The 19,480-nt window shown below is 69.3% G+C and carries 20 protein-coding genes; 8 read left to right on the plus strand and 12 right to left on the minus strand.

The window, feature by feature from the left end:
• Positions 1 to 14: 14 nt before the first annotated feature.
• The 6 genes from flgG to flgB are packed head-to-tail and all read right to left on the minus strand — an operon-like array spanning position 15 to position 4,634.
• On the minus strand, positions 15 to 803 hold the full coding sequence (gene flgG / locus BT264_RS10795; protein ID WP_072437538.1) for a flagellar basal-body rod protein FlgG: 789 nt from the start codon (positions 801 to 803) through the stop codon (positions 15 to 17).
• A gap of 34 nt (positions 804 to 837) precedes the next feature.
• The gene (flgF, locus tag BT264_RS10800; RefSeq protein WP_072437539.1) at positions 838 to 1,596 is read right to left on the minus strand and encodes a flagellar basal-body rod protein FlgF; all 759 of its coding nucleotides are present in this window, start codon (positions 1,594 to 1,596) and stop codon (positions 838 to 840) included.
• Between the two features lie 19 nt (positions 1,597 to 1,615).
• Positions 1,616 to 2,857 (minus strand): flagellar hook protein FlgE, encoded by a 1,242-nt coding sequence (gene flgE / locus BT264_RS10805; protein WP_072437540.1) that lies wholly within the window; start codon positions 2,855 to 2,857, stop codon positions 1,616 to 1,618.
• Between the two features lie 27 nt (positions 2,858 to 2,884).
• A complete protein-coding gene (gene flgD, locus BT264_RS10810; protein ID WP_072437541.1) occupies positions 2,885 to 3,625 on the minus strand; it encodes a flagellar hook assembly protein FlgD in 741 nt (246 codons plus the stop codon).
• A 52-nt stretch (positions 3,626 to 3,677) separates the two neighbouring features.
• Entirely contained in the window at positions 3,678 to 4,103 is a 426-nt protein-coding gene (gene flgC, locus BT264_RS10815) for a flagellar basal body rod protein FlgC (protein ID WP_006485701.1), read from the minus strand.
• 42 nt (positions 4,104 to 4,145) lie between these two features.
• Positions 4,146 to 4,634 carry a flagellar basal body rod protein FlgB gene (gene flgB, locus BT264_RS10820; RefSeq protein ID WP_034179269.1) on the minus strand — a complete coding sequence of 163 codons (489 nt, stop codon included), beginning with the start codon at positions 4,632 to 4,634 and terminating at the stop codon, positions 4,146 to 4,148.
• A gap of 204 nt (positions 4,635 to 4,838) precedes the next feature.
• Between flgB and flgA the strand changes: the two genes are divergently transcribed.
• The 3 genes from flgA (at position 4,839) to BT264_RS10835 (ending at position 7,057) form a co-directional block, all read left to right on the plus strand.
• Entirely contained in the window at positions 4,839 to 6,092 is a 1,254-nt protein-coding gene (gene flgA / locus BT264_RS10825; protein ID WP_072437542.1) for a flagellar basal body P-ring formation chaperone FlgA, read from the plus strand.
• A gap of 117 nt (positions 6,093 to 6,209) precedes the next feature.
• On the plus strand, positions 6,210 to 6,539 hold the full coding sequence (flgM, locus tag BT264_RS10830; RefSeq protein WP_072437543.1) for a flagellar biosynthesis anti-sigma factor FlgM: 330 nt from the start codon (positions 6,210 to 6,212) through the stop codon (positions 6,537 to 6,539).
• A 77-nt stretch (positions 6,540 to 6,616) separates the two neighbouring features.
• A complete protein-coding gene (locus tag BT264_RS10835; RefSeq protein ID WP_072437544.1) occupies positions 6,617 to 7,057 on the plus strand; it encodes a flagella synthesis protein FlgN in 441 nt (146 codons plus the stop codon).
• Positions 7,058 to 7,106: 49 nt separating this feature from the next.
• On the opposite strand, the gene BT264_RS10840 is transcribed toward BT264_RS10835, so the two are convergent.
• Positions 7,107 to 8,957: a M24 family metallopeptidase gene (locus BT264_RS10840; RefSeq protein ID WP_072437545.1), complete on the minus strand. Its 1,851-nt coding sequence runs from the start codon at positions 8,955 to 8,957 to the stop codon at positions 7,107 to 7,109.
• 432 nt (positions 8,958 to 9,389) lie between these two features.
• On the opposite strand from BT264_RS10840, the gene BT264_RS10850 reads away from it, so the two are divergent.
• Positions 9,390 to 10,190, plus strand: a complete 801-nt coding sequence (locus BT264_RS10850; protein WP_072437546.1) for a helix-turn-helix domain-containing protein — start codon at positions 9,390 to 9,392, stop codon at positions 10,188 to 10,190.
• A gap of 37 nt (positions 10,191 to 10,227) precedes the next feature.
• Here BT264_RS10850 and BT264_RS10855 read toward each other — a convergent pair whose 3' ends face one another.
• The 4 genes from BT264_RS10855 to BT264_RS10875 form a co-directional block, all read right to left on the minus strand.
• Positions 10,228 to 11,469, minus strand: coding sequence for a multifunctional CCA addition/repair protein (locus BT264_RS10855; RefSeq protein WP_072437547.1), 1,242 nt, complete (start codon positions 11,467 to 11,469; stop codon positions 10,228 to 10,230).
• Positions 11,466 to 12,113: a glutathione S-transferase family protein gene (locus BT264_RS10860; RefSeq protein WP_072437548.1), complete on the minus strand. Its 648-nt coding sequence runs from the start codon at positions 12,111 to 12,113 to the stop codon at positions 11,466 to 11,468. The genes BT264_RS10855 and BT264_RS10860 overlap by 4 nt, the downstream gene beginning before the upstream one ends.
• 64 nt (positions 12,114 to 12,177) lie before the next feature.
• Positions 12,178 to 13,137 carry a complex I NDUFA9 subunit family protein gene (locus BT264_RS10865; protein ID WP_072437549.1) on the minus strand — a complete coding sequence of 320 codons (960 nt, stop codon included), beginning with the start codon at positions 13,135 to 13,137 and terminating at the stop codon, positions 12,178 to 12,180.
• A 347-nt stretch (positions 13,138 to 13,484) separates the two neighbouring features.
• Positions 13,485 to 15,437 carry a lytic transglycosylase domain-containing protein gene (locus BT264_RS10875; protein ID WP_072437550.1) on the minus strand — a complete coding sequence of 651 codons (1,953 nt, stop codon included), beginning with the start codon at positions 15,435 to 15,437 and terminating at the stop codon, positions 13,485 to 13,487.
• Between the two features lie 8 nt (positions 15,438 to 15,445).
• On the opposite strand from BT264_RS10875, the gene BT264_RS10880 reads away from it, so the two are divergent.
• Positions 15,446 to 16,054, plus strand: coding sequence for a 5-formyltetrahydrofolate cyclo-ligase (locus tag BT264_RS10880; RefSeq protein WP_072437551.1), 609 nt, complete (start codon positions 15,446 to 15,448; stop codon positions 16,052 to 16,054).
• An 80-nt stretch (positions 16,055 to 16,134) separates the two neighbouring features.
• On the opposite strand, the gene BT264_RS10885 is transcribed toward BT264_RS10880, so the two are convergent.
• Positions 16,135 to 16,647, minus strand: a complete 513-nt coding sequence (locus BT264_RS10885; protein ID WP_072437552.1) for a winged helix DNA-binding protein — start codon at positions 16,645 to 16,647, stop codon at positions 16,135 to 16,137.
• Between the two features lie 148 nt (positions 16,648 to 16,795).
• On the opposite strand from BT264_RS10885, the gene pxpB reads away from it, so the two are divergent.
• Genes pxpB through pxpA form a run of 3 tightly spaced genes read left to right on the plus strand, consistent with a single transcriptional unit; the run spans position 16,796 to position 19,342 of the window.
• Positions 16,796 to 17,452, plus strand: a complete 657-nt coding sequence (gene pxpB / locus BT264_RS10890) for a 5-oxoprolinase subunit PxpB (RefSeq protein ID WP_072437553.1) — start codon at positions 16,796 to 16,798, stop codon at positions 17,450 to 17,452.
• A complete protein-coding gene (locus tag BT264_RS10895) occupies positions 17,449 to 18,522 on the plus strand; it encodes a 5-oxoprolinase subunit C family protein (protein ID WP_072437554.1) in 1,074 nt (357 codons plus the stop codon). The genes pxpB and BT264_RS10895 overlap by 4 nt, the downstream gene beginning before the upstream one ends.
• Positions 18,523 to 18,577: 55 nt before the next feature.
• On the plus strand, positions 18,578 to 19,342 hold the full coding sequence (gene pxpA, locus BT264_RS10900; protein ID WP_034179283.1) for a 5-oxoprolinase subunit PxpA: 765 nt from the start codon (positions 18,578 to 18,580) through the stop codon (positions 19,340 to 19,342).
• Positions 19,343 to 19,480: the final 138 nt, after the last annotated feature.

Consider the following 19,480-nt stretch of genomic DNA (forward strand, 5'->3'; position numbering starts at 1 on the left):
ACGGGGTGTTCCGGTTAGGTCTTCATCTGCGTGACGGTCTGCAGCATCTGGTCGGACGTCGTCACGGCCTTGCTGTTGATCTCGTAGGCACGCTGGGTCTGGATCATGTTGACGAGTTCCTGCACGACGTTCACGTTCGACGCTTCGACATAACCCTGGTTGAGCACGCCCGCGCCGTTCAGCCCCGGCTGCGACACGTTGGGCGCGCCCGACGACGTCGTTTCCGCGAACAGGTTCTCGCCCTTCGCCTCGAGGCCGGTCGGGTTGATGAAGGTCGCGATCTGCAGCGAGCCGATCTGCACCGCGTTGCCCGAGCCCGGCTGCGTGACCGACACGACGCCGTCCTTGCCGATCGTCAGCGACTGCGCGTTCTGCGGCACGGTGATCGCCGGCAGGATCTGGTAGCCGCTCGACGTGACGAGCTGGCCCTGCGCGTTGGTCTGGAACGAGCCGTCGCGCGTGTACGCATTCGTGCCGTCCGGCATCAGCACCTGGAAGAAGCCCGCGCCGTTGATCGCGACGTCCTTCGAGTTGCCGGTCTGCGTGAGGCCGCCCTGCGTGTACAGGCGCTCGGTCGCGACCTGCTGCACGCCGGTGCCGAGCTGCAGGCCCGACGGCAGCTCGGTTTGCTGCGTCGAGTTCGCGCCGGGCTGGCGGATCGTCTGGTAAAGCAGATCCTCGAACACCGCGCGCGACGCCTTGAAGCCGTTCGTGCTGGTGTTCGCGAGGTTGTTCGAAATCACGTCCATCTGCGCCTGCTGCGCATTCATGCCGGTGGCGGCGATGTAGAGCGAACGGTTCACTTGTAAGGTCTCCTGCGTGGGCTGGCGCGGGCGCTCAGCTGAAGTTGAGCAGCTGGTTCGCCGTCTGCTCGTTCTGGTCGGCCGTCTGGATCAGCTTCGACTGAAGCTGGAACGCGCGCGCGTTGTCGATCATCGCGACCATCGCGGTCACCGGGTTGACGTTGCTGCCTTCGAGCGAATTCGGCGTGACGACCACGTTCGGGGCGGCGTCGGCCGGATTGCCGTCGGCGGTGCGGAACAATCCGTCGTTGCCGCGCGTGAGCGTGGCCGGATCGGGATTGACGAGCTTCATCTGGTCGACGATCGCGACCGCAGTCGGCGGGTCGCCCGGCATCAGCGCGGAAACGGTGCCGTCCTTGCCGATCGTCACCTCCGCGTTCGGCGGCACCGAAATCGGGCCGCCGTTGCCGATCACCGGCAGGTTGCTCGCGTTGACGAGCTGGCCGTTCTCGTCGACGTGCAGGTTGCCGGCGCGCGTGTATGCCTCGCTGCCGTCGGCCGTTTGCACGGACAGCCAGCCGGCGCCCTGCACGGCAACGTCGAGCGGATTGCCGGTGCGCGTGATCGGGCCCGGCGCGTAATCCGCGCCGGGCGTCGACGCGAGCACGTAGGTGCGCGTCGTCGTCGGGTCGATGTTGCTGCCGTCGCCGAAATTCATCGGCACCGCGCGATACGTCGCGAGCTGCGCGCGAAAGCCCGTCGTCGATGCGTTCGCGAGGTTGTTCGCGACGATCGCCTGCTGGTCGAGCGACTGCGACGCGCCCGTCATCGCCGTGTAGATCAGTCGGTCCATGGCTGCCGGTTATCCGCGCTTACAGGTTGATGAGCGTCTGGTCGACGGTCTGCTGCGTCTTGATCGTCTGCGCGTTCGCCTGGTAGTTGCGCTGCGCGGTGATCAGGTTGACGAGCTGCGACGTGAGGTCGACGTTCGAGTTCTCGAGCGCGCTGCCCTGCAGCGTGCCGTGGTTCGTGCTGCCCGGTGCCGAGATCTGCGGCACGCCCGATGCGGAGGACTCCGCATACTGGTTGCCGCCGAGGTTGACCAGCCCGTTCGGGTTGTTGAAGTTCGCGAGCGCGATCAGGCCGAGCACGGCGGTCTGCCCGTTCGAGTAGTTGCCGGTCAGCTTGCCGTCGGCGCCGATCGAATAGGTCGTCAGCGTGCCGCTCGCGTAGCCGTCCTGCGCGAGGTTGTTCACGCCGTCCTTGCCGCCGTACTGCGTCGTGCCGGTCAGGTCGAGCGTGAGGCTCTGCGGCGTCACCGAGCCGTCGGTGTTCGGCACCGTGAACTGGAACTGGCCGAGCGACGTGGTCGGCGCCGCCGGCGTGCCCGTCGTCGTGCTCTGGATCGCGCCCGACGAATTGAACGTGACCGTGCCGAGATCGGTCGTGGCGCCGCCCTGGACACCCGCGTACGCTTCCCACGTGCCGGCCGCCGACTTCACGAAGTACATGTTGACCGCCTGCGAACCGCCGAGCGTGTCGTACACCTGGATCGACGTCGAGTAGTTGTAGGTCGTGGTGTCGGTCGCGTTGAACGGCGTCTTGGCCGGCACCGTGTCCTGCGAGTTCAGGTTGAACTGGCCGGTGATCTTGGTCGTCGCGGTCGGCGCGATGTTGGACGTCGGCGCCTGCATCGGCACGGTCTGCGCGGTGTTGATCACGCCGCCCGAGCCGGCCGCGTAGCCCATCAGGTTGCGGCCTTGCGAATCGACGATGAAGCCGTTCTTGTCGCGCTGGAACGTGCCGTCGCGCGAGTACGTCGTCACGCCGTTGTTCGACATCTGGAAGAAGCCGTTGCCGTTGATCGCGACGTCGAGCGACGAGTTCGTCGTATTGATCGTGCCCTGGCCGAACTGCTGCTGCACCGACGCGAGCGTCGTGCCGATGCCGATCTGCGTGTTGACCGACGTCGCGACCGAGTTCGCGTACATGTCGGCGAACTGCGCGGTGCTCGACTTGAAGCCGACCGTGTTCGCGTTCGCGATGTTGTTGCCGATCACGTCGAGCGCGTTCGATGCGCCGGCGAGGCCGCTCAGACCCTGTTGATAACCCATTTCGGTCTCCGTTTCGGGAAAGCTGAATCAGTTGGACGTAGTGCCGCCGGACGACGACGTGTTCGGGAAAATCGACGCGACCTGGGTGAGCCCCACCGTCGTGCCGTTCGACAGCACGAGCCCCGCCGTGCCGTCTGCCTGCTTGATCACGCTCTGCACCTGCGCGGCCGCGAGCGTCGTGGCCGCCTGCGGCGTGCCGGCGCTGTTGGTATACGACGCGCTGATCGTGTACTTGCCGTCCGGCAGCGCATTGCCCGCCGCGTCGGTCGGCGTCCAGTTGAACGGCACGGTGCCGGCCGACTGCGCGCCGGCGTTGATCGTGTTCACGACGGCGCCCGCCGAGTTCTTCACGGTGATCGTCAGGTTCGACACCGAGCTCGCCAGCGACACGCCGAACGGCGACGCCGCGCCGCCCTTCACCGCGACCGCGTTGCCCGGCGCGAGCACATTCGAGCCGATCAGCAGCGCGGCCTGCGTCTGCTGGCCGGCCGTGAGCTGCGTCGACAGCGACGTGAGCGACGTGTTCAACTGCGCGATGCCGCTCACCGTGTTGATCTGCGCGAGCTGCGACGTCATCTGCGAGCTGTCGACCGGGCTCGTCGGATCCTGGTTCTGCAACTGCGTGACGAGCAGCTTCAGGAACGTCGCCTGCAGGTCGCTCGCCGACGTGCCGTTGGTCGACGACACTTTGTTGGTGTTCATCGTGTCGGTCGGCAGGGTCGACACGTTCGTGCCGTTGCCGCCGATCGTCGTGCTGGAGGATGTCATCCTGGGTGGCCTTCTGTCGGAACTGTCGGATTGGGGTCGGTCGGCGCGCGGCTCACGAGCCGATCGTCAGCGTCTTGAGCATCAGCGTCTTCGCGGTGTTCAGCGTCTCGACGTTGGCCTGGTACGAGCGCGACGCCGAGATCATGTTCACCATCTCCTGCACCGGGTCGACGTTCGGCATCTGCACGTAGCCGTTCGCGTCGGCGGCCGGGTTCGCCGGGTCGTAGGTCGACTTCATCGGCGACGGGTCGTCCATCACCTTCGTCACGCGCACGCCGCCCACGCCCTGGCCCGACGCGGTGCGCGCGCCGCCCATCGGGTCGGTCGCAAACACGACCTGCTTGGCCTTGTACGGCTTGCCGTCGGGGCCGGTGGCGCTGTCGGCGTTCGCGAGGTTCGACGCGGTGACGTTCAGGCGCTGCGATTGCGCGGACAGCGCCGAACCGGCGACGCCGAAGATGTTCATCAACGAAGGCATGGAGGCTCCTTGTGCTTGTGCGCGGGTTCGGAAGCGGCGCGCTTACGAGTTCGTCGAGATCGCGGCGATCATGGCCTTGATCTGCTGGGTCATCACGGTCATCCCGGTTTCGTAGTGCAGCGCGTTGTTCGCGAACTGCACGCGTTCGACGTCGAGATCGACCGTGTTGCCGTCGAGCGATGGCTGCAGCGGCATCCGGTACTGCGCGCGGCCGTAGTCGTCCGCCGGGCCGCCCGTCGGGATCAGCTTCGCCGTGCCGGCCATGTGGCCCGCCGCCGTCGACACCATCGACATGCCGCTCGTCACGCCGGCCGGCTGCGTCATCGGCAGTTGCGCGGCGTTGCTCGGCGCGAGGCCGCCGTTCGTCTGCTTCAGCGAGCGCGCGAGCGTCGACGCGAAATCGACGTCGCGGGCCTGGTAGCCGGGCGTGTCGGCGTTCGCGATGTTGGACGACAGCAGTTCCTGCCGATAGGCGCGCACGTCGAGCGCCTGTCGGCCGAACGCGAATTCCGCATCGAGTTTGTCCAGCATGTGTGCGTCTCTCCGTATGAAGCGCTGCACGCCCCTCGCGCCGGATGGCGACCCGAGAGGCTTTTTTCCATGACAGCGATGGTAGGCGCGGCACGCAACCGGCAATCGGGCGAATAACGCGGCAAAGCCCCCCTCTATTCATCGTTTGCGCAGCGGCCCCGCTCCCTAGAATGCAAATCGGATCAACGGATCGAGGGCAAGGCGATGACTGGCAGCGCACTTCGCGGCAGGAACGGGCGGCTCACGCACGTCCGGCGTGCGTTTGCGCTCGCCGCGGCGCTATGGATCGCCGCCCCGGCCGCGCACGCGGACGACGGGACGATCGTGATTCCCGGACGCGGCGAAACGGCCGAAACCGCGCTCGCGCACGCCAATGCGGCGAGCGGCGGGCAGTTCGGCGGGAATGCGGGGACGGGTTCGGGCGCAGGCATGGCGCAGGACGCGGGACGCGCGGCGGCAGGTGCGGGTGGTACGGCCGGCGCTGCCGCTGCCGGCCATGCGGCGCAACCGGCGAGCGCGATGGTCGTGACGAACGTCCCGCCGCCAGCCCCCGCACCGGCAGCCGCGCCGGCCCCCGTCTATGCAGCCGCTCGCGCGAACACCGTCTACGGCGCGCCGCGCGCCGCCGATCCCAACGCCATCGCGACGGTCGTCGCCGGAACGGCCGAGCCCGCGTCGAATCCCACGCGGCCGGCGCCGCAGGCAGTCGCTGCGCGCATGGCAGCAGCGCGCGCCGCGTCAGCCGCGCCGGCGCCGCGCGCGCCGGCGGCTTCCCCAGCGGCTTCCGCCAACCCGGCCCAGGCAGCCCCCGCGGCCCAGAGCGCGACGCCGCCCGGCCAGCAGGATCCCGACTCGATCCGGCGCGCAGCCCTCGCGTTCCTGCAGCAGCAGATCGCGGGCCTGCCCGGCAAGACCACCGCGACGGTCACGACCGCGTTTCCGCGCGGGCTCGCCGCGTGCACGACGCTCGAGCCGTTCCTGCCGACCGGCGCGCGCCTGTGGGGCCGCACGACGGTCGGCGTGCGCTGCGCGGGCGAACGGCCGTGGACCGTCTACCTGCAGGCGAAGGTCGCCGTGCAGGCCACCTATTACGTCGCCGCGCGCCAGATCGCGCCCGGCGAGCCGCTGGGCGCGGCCGACCTGGTCGCGCGCGACGGCGACCTGACGGTGCTGCCGCTCGCGGTGATCACCGATCCGGCGCAGGCGGTCGGCTCGACCGCGCTCGCGCGCATCTCGGCCGGGCTGCCGCTGCGGCAGGACATGCTGAAGAGCGCGGCGTCGGTATCGGCCGGCCAGACGGTGCGGGTCGTCGCGGCCGGCCCCGGTTTCACGATTTCGGCCGAGGGCAGCGTGCTCGCGAATGCGGCGCCCGGCCAGTCGGTGCGGGTGCGGATGGCGGCGGGCCAGATCGTCACGGCAATCGTCAAGGACGCCGGCACCGTGGAAATTCCGCTGTAGGGACGGATCCCGCGCAAGATTGCAAAGAATTGTTTATTCGGAGAATTTCGGGCTCACGATGCTAAAGTTCGGGCCGACCCGGCCGTTATCTGGGTCAAACCGTACAGGAAACCCATCGTGAAGATCGATTCCACTCCGAAACCGAGCCCCCTCGCGCCGACCGGCAACGGCGCGGCCCGTGCACAATCCGGCGCGGCCCAGTCGTCCGCGCAGGCGGCCGACGCAGGATCGACCGGCGGCGACGCGACCGTGAACCTGTCAGGTCTGTCCGGCCAGTTGCGCTCGGCATCCGCGTCCGGCAACGCCGATATCGACACGGGCCTGGTCCAGTCGATCAAGGACGCGCTGAACAACGGCACGCTGACGATCGACGCGAACAAGATTGCCGACGGCGTATTGAACACCGCCCGCGAACTGCTGCAACAGCAGCGCCCGCAGGGCAGCTGAGCCGGCCGCCTCGCGGCCGGTCCCCCCGGTTTGCCGGCGCGCCGCACCCCGCGCTCCGGCGCGACGAGCATGACGCGATGAGAGAAGAGCTGCTGGCCACGGTCAACGACGAACACGCGACGGTCGAGGCGTTCGCGTCCCTGCTCGCCTACGAGGAAAAAGCGCTGACGACGGCGGAGCCGCTCGACATGCTGCCCGGGATCGTCGAGAAGAAGAGCGAGCTGATCGACCGGCTCGCGCAGCTCGAGCGCACGCGCGACACGCAGCTGTCCGCGCTCGGCTTTGCGTCGGGCAAGAAAGGGATGGACCAGGCCGCCGAGCGCGATGCACGCCTCGCCGGCCGCTGGCAGTTGCTGCAGCAGGCCGCCGAACGCGCGCGCCAGGCCAACGCGAACAACGGGATGCTGATCCGGATCCGGATGGACTACAACGAGCGCGCGCTCGCGGTGCTGCGCTCGGCGCCCGCACCTGCCGGCGTCTACGGCCCCGACGGGCGCGTGTCGGCGCTGACGCGCTGACGTCGCGCCGCGCGGCCGCCCGACGGCCGCGCGCCTGCCTTGCCCTTCCTTACAACAGCGGACACGCGGTGACCTGCGTGCCGCGCGCCACGCACAGCCGTTCGTAGTCGCGCAGGTACGCGCGCTCGTCGTCGTCCAGCAGGTCGAGATCGATCAGGTCCCAGTCGTAGCCGACCGTCACGATGTTCTCGAACGTCACCGTATCCGGCTGTGCTTCGTCCAGCCGGATGATCACGATGTTCTCGATCCGCACGCCGCCCTTGCCCGGCACGTAGATGCCCGGCTCGACCGAAATCACCGCATTCGGCACCAGCCCGTATTTCGCGCCCGGCGCGAAACGCACGCCGCCTTCGTGCACGTGAATCCCGACGCCGTGCCCGGTGCCGTGGCCGAAATCGTGGCCGTGATCGCGGCACACCTGCCGCACGAGCGCATCGACGTCGCCGCCCGTCGCCGAGGCCGGGAAGCGCGTGACGAGCCCCTTGATGCAGGCCTTCAGCGCGACCGTGTAGATCTCGCGCTGCCACGGTTGCGCGACCGTGTCCGCGCGCGTGCGGCGCAGCACGACGCGCGTGCAGTCCGTCGCGAAGCCGGCTTCGTAGTACGCACCGCTGTCGAGCAGCACGAGTTCGCCTTCCGTCAGCTCGACGTCGGCGCTCGCCGCCGTGTAATGCGCGAACGCGCTGTTCGCGCCGTTCGCCGCGATCGACGGAAACGTCAGCGCGACCGCCGAGCGCGCGCCGTACGCGTCGTTGATCGTGCGCGCCAGGTCGTATTCGGTGTGGCGTGCGCCCGGCTCGCCGGTCTTCGCCCAGCGCATCGTCTCGGCGATCGCCGCGGAGCTGCGCGCGAACGCGTCGCGGAACCGGTCGAGCACCGCCGGCGTCTTCGCGGCCCGCATCGCCTCGACCGGATTGAAGTCGGCATGCCGCGCGCGCGGCCACACGCGGCTCACCGCGTCGACGAGCGCGCAGTTCACCGATTCGAAGCCGTAGCACACGTGATCGACCGGAAACTGCGCGAGAAAGCGCTCGAGCGCCGCGACGTCGCGTCGGATCACGTGCAGCGCCGGATACGACTCGAGCGCGACTTCGCAGCGGTCGCAGCCTTCCGGCAGGAACAGCGCGACCTCCCCGCCGATCGCGAACAGGAAGCCGAGGTGCGACGACGCGTTCGGGATGTGATAGCCGCGGCTGTTCAGCAGATACGCGAGATCGTCCGACGCGCAGGTGAAGAACGCGACCTTGCCGTCGACCGCGCCGGTATGCGCGGCGAGCTTGCGGCTCAGCGTGTCGAGGTTCTGCGCGACGCTCAGGCCCGTCATCGATTCCGGCAGCTCGAAGATCGGCCGCTCGACGACCCAGCCCGGCAGCGCGATCGCGCGGTCGATCTCGCGATCGGCGAGGCTCGTCCAGTCGAGCACTGCGGCCTGCGTCTGCTCGAGCAGCCGGTCGCGCTGCGCGACGCTGATCCGCTGCCCGTCGTAGCCGACCCGCGCGAGCCGGCTCGCATGCGCGACCAACCAGTCGGCCATCGCCTGCCATATCGTCACGTTCATCCCGAGCTTCTCGATGCGCACGCGCGCCGGATCGCACTGCTGCTCGGCCTGCAGGTGATAACGGCCGTCGACGAACAGCACGAACGGCGGCACGCCGAGCGCCTGCGCGGTCGCCGCGCTCAGGAAGATCCCGCAGCCGGCCGAGCCGTCGAAGCCCGACAGCGCGTAGCGCGGGTTATTGCTGCGCGGCAGGTACTCGGTGACGTATTCGTCCTGCGACGTGACCACCACCGCGTCGAGCCGCGCGGCGTCGAGCAGGCGCGACAGGCCGGCCTGCGTGTCGGCGACGGACGCGTCGTACGGGGGAAGGCCGGAGAAGCTGTATTTCAGTCGATCGATCATCGGATGCCCACGTTATCCATTGTTGTCGGCGGCCGGCGGCGTGACGCGGCGGGGCGCATGCCTGAAGCAGGCATGTCGCGACACGGCGCCGATGGTCGGGCAACGCGCGGCACTGCACGTCGCCGGGCCGCTGTGCAGTGCCAGCGGCAGGTCCGCGGAAATTTTTGTCTCACTTAACTTTGTTTGATGCGCGCGACAGAATCTAGAGCACGCTGAAATTGAGGTCAAGCCAAAATTTTCGTAGGACTAAAATCGGCGGCACGGTTCCGCATGCAGGCGCGGCGTGGCGTCGCCCGCCGACACCGCGCGGTACAATGCGCCGGCATCGTCGTCCCGACGGCCGTGCTTCGTGCGATGCGCGGAAGGCAATGTCCCGGCGACTGCACCGCCTCTCCGCCAGGACCTCCCGACTCGTTGCCACGAAAGAGATTCATGGATTCAGACATCATGCGTATCGGCCAGCGCATTCGCCGCCTGCGCCGGGAAGCGAAGAAGACGCTGCTGGAAGTCGCGACCGAAGCGAAGCTGTCGGTCGGGTTCCTGTCGCAGGTCGAGCGTCATCTCACGGGTATCTCGCTGTCGTCGCTCGTCAATGTCGCGAAGGCGCTGGGCGTGCCGCTCGGCGCGCTGATCGACCAGCCGCGCCAGGCGCAGCCCGATTCGCACGAAGGCAGCCGCGAGCCGTACGCGGTCGACAGCGCGTCGCAGTGGTACGAACGGCTGTCCACCACGTTCGACGGCAGCCAGATCAACGCGGTCAAGGTCCAGATGATGGAAGGCTACCGCTCGGAATGGGTGTCGCACGGCGGCGACGAATTCGTCTACGTGCTGACCGGCCGCATCTGCTACACGGTCGGCAAGAAGGATTACCCGCTGGCGCCCGGCGACTCGCTGCACTTCGACGCGCGCAAGCGGCATCGCGTCGCCAACGTGGGTGACGGGCCCGCCGAACTGATCGTGGTCGGCACACTGCCGCTGTTCGACGACAGTTGCGCCGAATTCGTGTCCGCGACGATGGAAATCAGGCAGCCCGAGCCCCGCGCGCGCATTGCGCCGGGCGAGCCGCGCGCGAGCCGCCGCGAACCGGCGCCGAAACGCGGCCGCGACGCCGATCCGGCACGGCCGGCCGGCGCGGCGGAAAAGAAGGCCACGGCCAAGCCGCGCGCATCCGCCGGCAAACGCCCGGCGGCCGCGCCCCCGGCACGCAAGGCAGCCGCGCGCCAGAAGCCGTAACGGCTGGCGGCCACCCGCCGCCGTCATACCTGCCGCCCTATTCGCCGATCGCGAGCGCCTGCGCGACGGCCTGGATCCGCGCGCGATGCACGGCCTCCTTGATCTTCTCCGCTTCGCTGCCGATGCCGCGCGCGATCGCGCCGGCATCGACGCTGCGCGCGGCCGCGAGCGCCACGCGCAGCCGCTCGGCCTGCGGATATGGCTGCGCGTCGAGCCCGAGCCGCCCGCGCGCATCCGATTCGCAGGCCTGCAGCATCTCGGCGAAACGCGCCGGCTTGCGCAGCGCGTCGCTGCGCTCGAACAGCCGCACCAGCGCGGCCGCGCCCATCTCCATCACGCGATGCAGGTTGCCGTGCTCGCGTGCGACCACGAGCGCGAGATCGCGGCAATCGTTCGGCACGCGCAGCCGCTCGCACAACGGCTTGAGCAGGTCGACGCTGCGGCCCTCATGGCCGACGTGGCGCGGCAGCACGTCCGCCGGCGTCGTCGCCTTGCCGAGATCGTGCGTGAGCGCCGCGAAACGCACCGGCAGCGAATAGCCCTGCTTCGCCGCGTAGTCGACGACCATCATCACGTGCACGCCCGTATCGACTTCCGGATGGTAGTCGGCGCGCTGCGGCACGCCCCACAGCGCATCGACCTCGGGCAGGACGCGCGCGAGCGCGCCGCAGTCGCGCAACACCGCGAACATCCGCGACGGCTTCGCCTCCATCAGCCCGCGCGCGATTTCCTGCCACACGCGCTCGGGCACCAGCGCGTCGGCCTCGCCCGCGTCGACCATCCGCCGCATCAGCGCGAGCGTTTCGTCGGCGACCGTGAAATCCGCGAACCGCGCGGCGAAGCGCGCAACGCGCAGGATCCGCACCGGATCCTCGACGAACGCGTCGCTCACGTGCCGGAACACGCGCGCGCGCAGGTCGGCCTGCCCGTCGAACGGGTCGATCACGGGCCCGACCAGCGCGCCCTCCGGGCTCACCTCGCGCGCCATCGCGTTGATCGTCAGGTCGCGCCGCGCGAGATCCTCGTCGAGCGTCACGTCCGGCGCGTAATGGAACTGGAAGCCGTGATAGCCGGCCGCCGTCTTGCGCTCGGTGCGCGCCAGCGCGTATTCCTCCTGCGTGTGCGGATGCAGGAACACCGGAAAATCCTTGCCGACCGGCCGGAAGCCCTGCGCGGCCATCTGCTCGGGCGTCGCGCCCACCACCACGTAGTCGCGGTCCTGCACGGGCACGCCGAGCAATTCGTCGCGAATCGCCCCGCCTACTGCGTAGATGTTCATGGCTGCGGCTCGTATTCGGCGATCACGTTGGTCTCGCTGCGCGCGGCGTCGATCCACCGCTGCACCGCCGGCAGCGCCGTCACGCGCGCCGCGTAGCCGGCCGCGTCCGGCGACAGGCCAGGCTCGTACGTGTTGAAGCGCATCACGACGGGCGCGTACATCGCATCGGCGATCCCGAACTCGCCGAACAGGAACGGCCCGCCCGACGCCTCGAGGCACGCGCTCCACAGCGCGTCGATGCGCGCGACGTCGGCGAGCGCGTCGGGCGTCGCGCCGCGCCCCGGCATCGACGCGCGCACGTTCATGCCCATCTGCGTGCGCAGCGCCGCGAAGCCCGCATGCATCTCGGCCGCGATGCAGCGCGCATGCGCGCGTTCGAGCGGATCGGCCGGCCACATCGGAAACTGCGGATAGCGCTCGGCAAGCGTCTCGGCGATCGCGAGCGAATCCCAGATCGCGACGCCGTGGTCGTCGACCAGGCACGGCACCTTGCCGGACGGCGAATACTCGAGGATGCGCGCGGCCGTGTCGTCGCGGCGCAGCTCGACCGCGATCTCGTCGAACGGGATGCCGAAATGCACGAGCAGCAGCCACGGACGCATCGACCACGACGAGTAGTTCTTGTCTCCAATGACGAGTTTCATGACGGTGTTCCGGAAAACGCGAAGGTGGAAAGGACGATGCTGAACGACAGCGCCCCGGCCGCGCCTAGCGGCGCGAGCGGAACCAGTCGAACCGCGACCGCGCCGCGGCGTTGCCGAGATACGCGGGCGCAATGCTTTCGAGACTCGCGGGCGTGATCCCGAGTTCCGGCGCGAGCGGCCCCGACAGCACGTTCGGCACCGACATCGACGCGAGATTGTCGCGCGTGAGTACCGGTTCGCCGGGCAGGCATTCGAACACGCTTGCCTGCAGCCGCGCAAGCGCGTCGGACAGCCGCACGATGCGTGCCTGCCTGCCGACCAGCGTGCCGCAATAGCGCACCAGTTGCTCGAGCGTATAGACGGTCGGGCCGCCGAGTTCGTAGGTCTTGCCGTGCGCGGCCGCGAGATCGAGCGTGTTGACGAACGCGCGCACGACATCGCCGACGAACACCGGCTGGAAGCGCGCGTCGGGCATCGCGAGCGGCAGCACGGGCACCGTGCGCTGCAGGTTCGCGAACGTATTGAGGAATGAGTCGCCGGGGCCGAACACGACCGACGGGCGGAAGATCGTCAGCTCGAGCGAATCGGTCGCCGCGATCGCATGCAGCGCCGCTTCGCCGTCGCCCTTCGAGCGCTGGTACATGCTCGCGCCGTGCGAATCGGCGCCGAGCGCGCTCATGTGCAGCAGGCGCCGCACGCCGACCTCGGTGCACGCGCTCGCGAGCGCGGCCGGCAGCGCGACGTGCGCGCGCTCGAAGCCGGGCCCGTACGGCGTGCCGCGGCCGCCGTGCAGCACGCCGATCAGATTGATCGCCGCGTGCGCGCCGGCGACGAAGCGCGCGAGCGTGCGCGTGTCGAGCGCTTCGAGCTCAACGATCTCGACCGGCAGCATCTGCAGATGGCGCGCGTGGTCGCGCCGCCGCGTGCCGATCCGTACCTGCTTGCCGGCGTCGATCAGCGCATTGACGAGCCGGCTGCCGATGAAGCCGGTGCCGCCCAGCAGCACAACGGTCTGGCGATCCATGTTCGACACTCCCAGGGCCTGTTCACGCTAATAACGGACTTGCGCTGGCCGCCAGAAGGGTCGAGCGCAAGGACTGCGACGAAGCGAATACTCGACGTATTCGCAAGGAGCATGACGCAGCGATCGGCCCTTCTGGCGGCCAGCCCCATTCATGACTTTTTCCCGGTCAGGGGAACGAGCCTTGCCGGCCGCATTGCGGCGTCGCGCGTCGCTTGTCCGGCTCGGCCAAACGGCGCTCCTTGCTTCTTGCACCGCGGCCGGCAACGCACGTTCGCAAGTCCGTTATTAGCGTGAACAGGCCCTTAAGAACACTGCCGCGTCTCGCGCGGCAGTGTGAAGATTGCGGATCAGGGCGAGATCATGCCTAGACGTTTCTTCAACGACTGCGGCTTGCCCTCGAAGAGCGCCGCGTAGTAGACGGTGTTCGACAGCACGTTCTTCACGTAGTCGCGCGTCTCGTTGAACGGAATCGTCTCTGCGAAGATCGCGCCTTCGACCGGCTGCGTCAACACCTGGCGCCACTGGCGCGGCCGGCCCGGGCCCGCGTTGTAGCCGGCGGTGGCCAGCACCGGCGAGCTGTCGAAGTTGTTGTAGATGTCCGCCAGATACCAGGTGCCGAGCTGGATGTTGGTATCGATGTCGTGCATCTGCGCGCGCGTGATCGTGCCCATGCCGAGCTTCTTCGCGACGAGCTGGGCGGTTGCCGGCATCAGCTGCATCAGGCCGCCCGCGCCCACCGACGAGCGCGCGCTCGTGATGAAGCGCGACTCCTGGCGGATCAGCCCGTACGCCCATTCGATGTCGAGGCCCGTCGACTGCGCATAGCGCTCGACGATGTTGCGGTACGGCGACGGGTAGCGCAGCGTGAAGTCGTGCTCGGCCTTCGTGCGGTCGGCCGTGTTGACCGTGCGGTCGAGCAGCTCGACGCGCTTGCCGTACTCGGCGGCCGCGAGCAGCTGGCGATCGGTCATCCCGCGCAGCGGCCAGTTCCATTCGCGGTTGCCTTCGAGGCGCAGGTTCAGCGCGTAGAAGCGCTGCGCGAGCGCGAAGCCCGGAATCTTGCCCATCGCGTCGATCTCGGCGTCGCTCACCTTCGTGCGCGGCGGGACCGTCGTGCGCTGGCCGAGCTCTTCGCCGGCGAGCTGCCCGTAGAAGTTGAACTGGCCCGCGACCTGCTCGAATTCCTGGTTCGCCTGCAGCGTGTCGCCGCTCTGCTTGAGCGCGCGCGCATGCCAGTAGATCCACGCCGGATCGCTGCGCAGCGACGGCGGCATCTGCTCGATCGACCAGCGCACCATCGGCCAGTTGCCGGCGAGCAGCGCGGCGCGCGTGCGCCATTCGTAGCCCGGGTTCGACAGCGGCGCGTTCGCGGATTTCGCGTACCAGACCGACGCGAGCGGCGAGCGCTTGATCGCGCCCTGGTAACCGATCGCGCCCCATGCGATCGCCTGTTCCTGTTTCGTGAGCGAGCCGGCGACCGACGTCAGCATCCCGGCGGCCGCGTCCGGATCGTTGCGCGCCATGCGGCCGAGCGCGATCAGCGCGAGCTGGTGCGACGTCGCGTCGGGGCCGACGCCGCGCGCGAGGTACAGCGGCGGCGCGCTCGTCGCCTGGTCGAAGGCGACCGGGCGCGGGCCGAGCGCGTCGACGATCTTGCCGCCGAGCGTCGTGTAGTTCTGCTCGTACGCGAGGCGCGCCTGCTGCCACACGTCGTCGCTCGTGAACTGCTGGTTGACCGTGAGCGCGGTGATCAGGTCGACGCACGCGTCGCCGTAATTCTTCGGCTCGACGAGCAGCGCGCGCGCCGCATCGGCGACGTTCTCGCCGCGCGCCGCGCGCGATTCGAGCGCGTAGCACCTGACCTGCGTGTCGTCGTCGAGCACGAAGCGCTTGTATTGATCGTCGAAGCTGCGCCAGTCGTGGCGCGCGCCGAGCACGAGCAGGTAGTCGTTGCGCAGGCGGTCGGCGATCGCCTGGCCGTCGTAGCGCTGCAGGAACGACTGCACGGGCGCGTCCGGCGCGTCGACGCGCGCGCGGCCCGTCGAATCGAACAGCTGCGGCTTGATCTGGAAATACTCGACGTAGGACGGGGCCGGATAGTTCGGGATCATCGACGCAAGCTGCGCGGCTTTCGCGGCATCGTTGCGGCGTGCGGCTTCGCGAAGCTGCACGAAGATCTGGTCATCCCCGGCGACCGTGTCGTCGCCCGGTGCGGCGCATGCGGCCGTGCCCGCGACGAGCGCGGCGGCCGAAAGCGTCAGCGCGACCGCGCGATATACTCGGAAAAGGCTGTTCGACATCGTTTTGAATGGAGCACGAATTGAGCGAAAGCATAGCACGCAACCCTGTGCCGAACCCGAAGGTTGCACTGCGCAAAACGCTGTCCGGCGCGCGTCGCGACGCCGCATCGCAGCCCGCCGCGAACGCCGCGCTCGACGCGCGGCTGCGCACGCTGCTCGACCGGCTCGCGCCGCGCACGGTCGGGTTCTACTGGCCGCTGCCGGGCGAATTCGATGCGCGCGACGCGGTGCTCGCGTGGTGCGCGGCAGGTGCCGGCCGGCGCGCCGCGCTGCCCGTGATCGGCGAGCGGCACACGCCGCTCGCGTTCCATGCGTGGGACGCGCACACGCCGATGCGCGAAGGCCATCACCGGATTCCGGAACCGGCGGCGGGCATCGTCGTCGTGCCCGACCTGCTGCTGATTCCCTGCGTGGGATTCGATCCGCAGCGCTATCGGCTCGGCTACGGCGGCGGCTACTACGATCGCACGCTCGCCGCGTGGCCGGGCGACACGCTGCCGGTGACGGTCGGCATCGCGTATGAAGCGTGCCGCGTCGACGCGCTGCCGGCCGAAGCGCACGATCTGGCGCTGCGCTGGATCGTGACCGACGGCGCGCTCTACCCGGCCGCCGGATGACGCGGCGCGCGGCGCCACGCATCGGGCCTCCACGACACGCCCGTCAGCGCAACGCCGCGCTCGACACGTTCCGCAATCGTTTACAGCGACGCCGCCGCGCGCGCGGCCGTGTCGTACAGGCCCGATGCGTGGCGCAGCAACTGCGCCGCGTCGCCGATCTGCGCGTTGGTGAGCCCGCTGTCCTTCAGCGTCTCGATCAGGCAGTGCTCGCGCACCTCGCGATACTTCAGGCACAGGTCGCGGCCCGCATCAGTCGCGAAGAAGAACACCTCCTTGCCGTTCTTCTCGCTCTTCACGTAACCGCGGGCGATCAGTTTTTTCAGCGCATAGGTCGCGACGTGCGTATCCTCGATATTGAGCACGAAGCAGATGTCGGCGAGCTTCTTCTTGCGTTCGCGATGGCTCACGTGATGCAGCAGCGACACCTCGACCGCCGTCATGTCCTTCGCGCCGGCCGCCGACATGCAGCGCACCATCCAGCGGTTGAACGCGTTGCCGGCCATGATGAGCCCGTATTCGAGCTCCGACAGCTCCGCGCTCGAATCGGAAACGAGGTGTTCGGATGACACGATCTTGGTCGGAGAACGCTTCATGGAAAGGCGGCGCAAGCAGGATGTCAGGGTGTGCCGAGTGTACGTCAGAAGCCCCGGTATACGGGCTAGGCGAAAACGCTTATTGGTAAGTTATCGATATCTTGTTGACAATGTGCGCTAACATTGCCGTCCGAACCGTGCCAGTCCGATGACGCAACCCCGCTTTTATCCGCTCGGCGATGCCGCCCTCGTCTGCGAGGTGCCGCCGCCCGCCACGCTCGATTGCCAGCGCCGCGTCTGGGCCGTTGCCGAGGCCGCGCGCGCGTGGCCCGACGTGATCGACGTCGTGCCGGGCATGAACAACCTGACCATCGTGTTCGACCCGCTCGCCGCGACGGCCGAGTCGCTCACGCCGGCGCTGCGCGACGCGTGGGAGACGGCCGACGTCGAGCACGCGGACGGCCGCGACGTCGAGATCCCGGTCGAGTACGGCGGTGCCGCCGGCCCCGATCTGGCGGCCGTCGCCGCGCACACGGGCCTGTCGGCCGACGAGGTCGTCGCGCGCCACGCGGCCGGCGAATACGTCGTGTTCTTCATCGGCTTCCAGCCGGGTTTCGCGTATCTCGGCGGCCTCGACGCATCGCTGCACACGCCGCGCCGCGCGGCGCCGCGCCTCGAGGTGCCGGCCGGCTCGGTCGGCATCGGCGGCGCACAGACGGGCATCTACCCGGCCACGTCGCCCGGCGGCTGGCAGTTGATCGGCCGCACGTCGCACGTGCTGTTCGATCCGGCGCGGCCGCAGCCGACGCTGCTGCTGCCCGGCGATCGTGTGCGCTTCACCATCGCAGGAGTCGACGCACGATGAACCAGAGCAACGCACCGGGCACCATCGAGGTGGTGCGGGCCGGCCCGCTGTCGACCGTGCAGGATCTCGGGCGCCGCGGCGCGCGCCATCTCGGTGTCGCGCAGGGCGGCGCGCTCGACGGCCTCGCGCTCGAGGTCGGCAACCGGCTCGTCGGCAACCGCCCCGACGCGGCGGCCGTCGAGATCACGATCGGCCCGACCGCATTCCGCTTCACGCGCGCCACCCGCATCGCGATCACCGGCACCGAGTTCGGCGCGACGCTCGACGGCCGGCGCGTGCATTCGTGGTGGAGCCTGCCGGTCGCAGCCGGGCAGATGCTCGTGCTGCCGGCCGCGAAACGCGGGATGCGCGGCTACCTTTGCATCGCGGGCGGCATCGACGTGCTGCCGATGCTCGGCTCGCGCAGCACCGATCTCGCGTCGCGCTTCGGCGGCCTCGGCGGCCGCACGCTGCGCGACGGCGATCGGCTCCCGGTCGGCGTGCCGCCGGCCGGCGCGGGCTGCCTCGCGGCCGACGCGCCCGAATTCGGCGTGAAGGCGCCCGCGTGGTGCGCGTTCGCGCGCGTCGACGAGCCGCCGCGCCGCCACCGCCCCGCGCATGCGCATGCGCCGTGGGCGATGCCGGTGCGCGTGCTGCCGGGCCCCGACTACGCGTCGTTCGCGGCCGATTCGCAGCAGGCGTTCTGGGACGACGAATGGCTCGTCACCGCGAACAGCAACCGGATGGGCTATCGACTCGCCGGCGCCGAGCTCGTGCGCGAGCGGCCGGTCGAGCTGCTGTCGCACGCGGTGCTGCCCGGCACGATCCAGGTGCCGCCGAACGGCCAGCCCATCGTGCTGATGCACGACGCGCAGACCACCGGCGGCTACCCGAAGATCGGCACGGTGATCCGCGCCGACCTGTGGAAGCTCGCACAGGCGCGGCTCAACCTGCCGATCCGCTTCGTGCGCACGACACCCGACGCGGCGCGTGCCGCCCTCGCCGCGGAACGCGCGTATCTGCGGCAGATCGACATCGCGATCGACATGCGCGAGGAAGCGCGCCGCCGCGCCCAATCGCGCGCGGCGTGACAATGGCGGAAGCGGCACGGAAGACGCGCCACGCAATCAGTGGACGAGGAACATCATGGAAATCGATCTGAATGCCGATCTCGGCGAAGGATGCGGATCGGACGAGGCGCTGCTCGACCTCGTCACGTCGGCGAACATCGCATGCGGCTGGCACGCGGGCGGCGCCAATGCGATGCGCGACTGCGTGCGCTGGTCCGTGCAGAAAGGCGTGTCGATCGGCGCGCACCCGAGCTTTCACGATCCGGAGAATTTCGGCCGCAAGGAAATGCAGCTGCCGGCCGGCGACATCTACGCCGGCGTGCTGTATCAGCTCGGCGCGCTGTCGGCGATCGCGCAGGCCGAAGGCGGGCGCATCGCGCACGTGAAGCCGCACGGCGCGCTGTACAACCAGGCCGCGCGCGACCCGATGATCGCCGATGCGGTGGTGTCCGCGATCCACGATTTCGATCCGTCGCTCGCGGTGTTCGGGCTCGCGAACAGCGTGTTCGTCGCGGCCGCGCGGCAGGCGGGGCTCGCCGCGGTGGAGGAAGTGTTCGCCGATCGCGGCTACCGCGCCGACGGCTCGCTCGTGCCGCGCAGCCAGCCCGGCGCGCTGATCGACGACGAAGAGGCGGTGCTCGCGCGCACGCTCGACATGGTGCGCAACCGGCACGTGCGTGCATTGAGCGGCGAATGGGTGCCGCTGAACGCGCAGACCGTCTGCCTGCACGGCGACGGGCCGCATGCGCTGGCGTTCGCGAAGCGGATCCGCGCGGCGCTCGAGGCGGCGGGTGTCGATGTCGTGGCGCCCGGTGCGCTGCAGGCCGACGAAGGCGCGTGACGCGTATCCGTCGCGTGACACGTGCGTTGCACGCATCCGTCGCACAAAAGAAAAAAGCGCCCTCGTGGCGCTTTTACGTTGGCGCAATCGCTGCGGCTTCGCCGTCTGTCGATTCGCCCCCCGAAACCGTCTTTCGAC

It is taken from the genome of Burkholderia sp. NFPP32 (genome assembly GCF_900119325.1).
In the GTDB taxonomy this organism is placed as follows: Bacteria; Pseudomonadota; Gammaproteobacteria; order Burkholderiales; family Burkholderiaceae; genus Burkholderia; species Burkholderia pyrrocinia_C.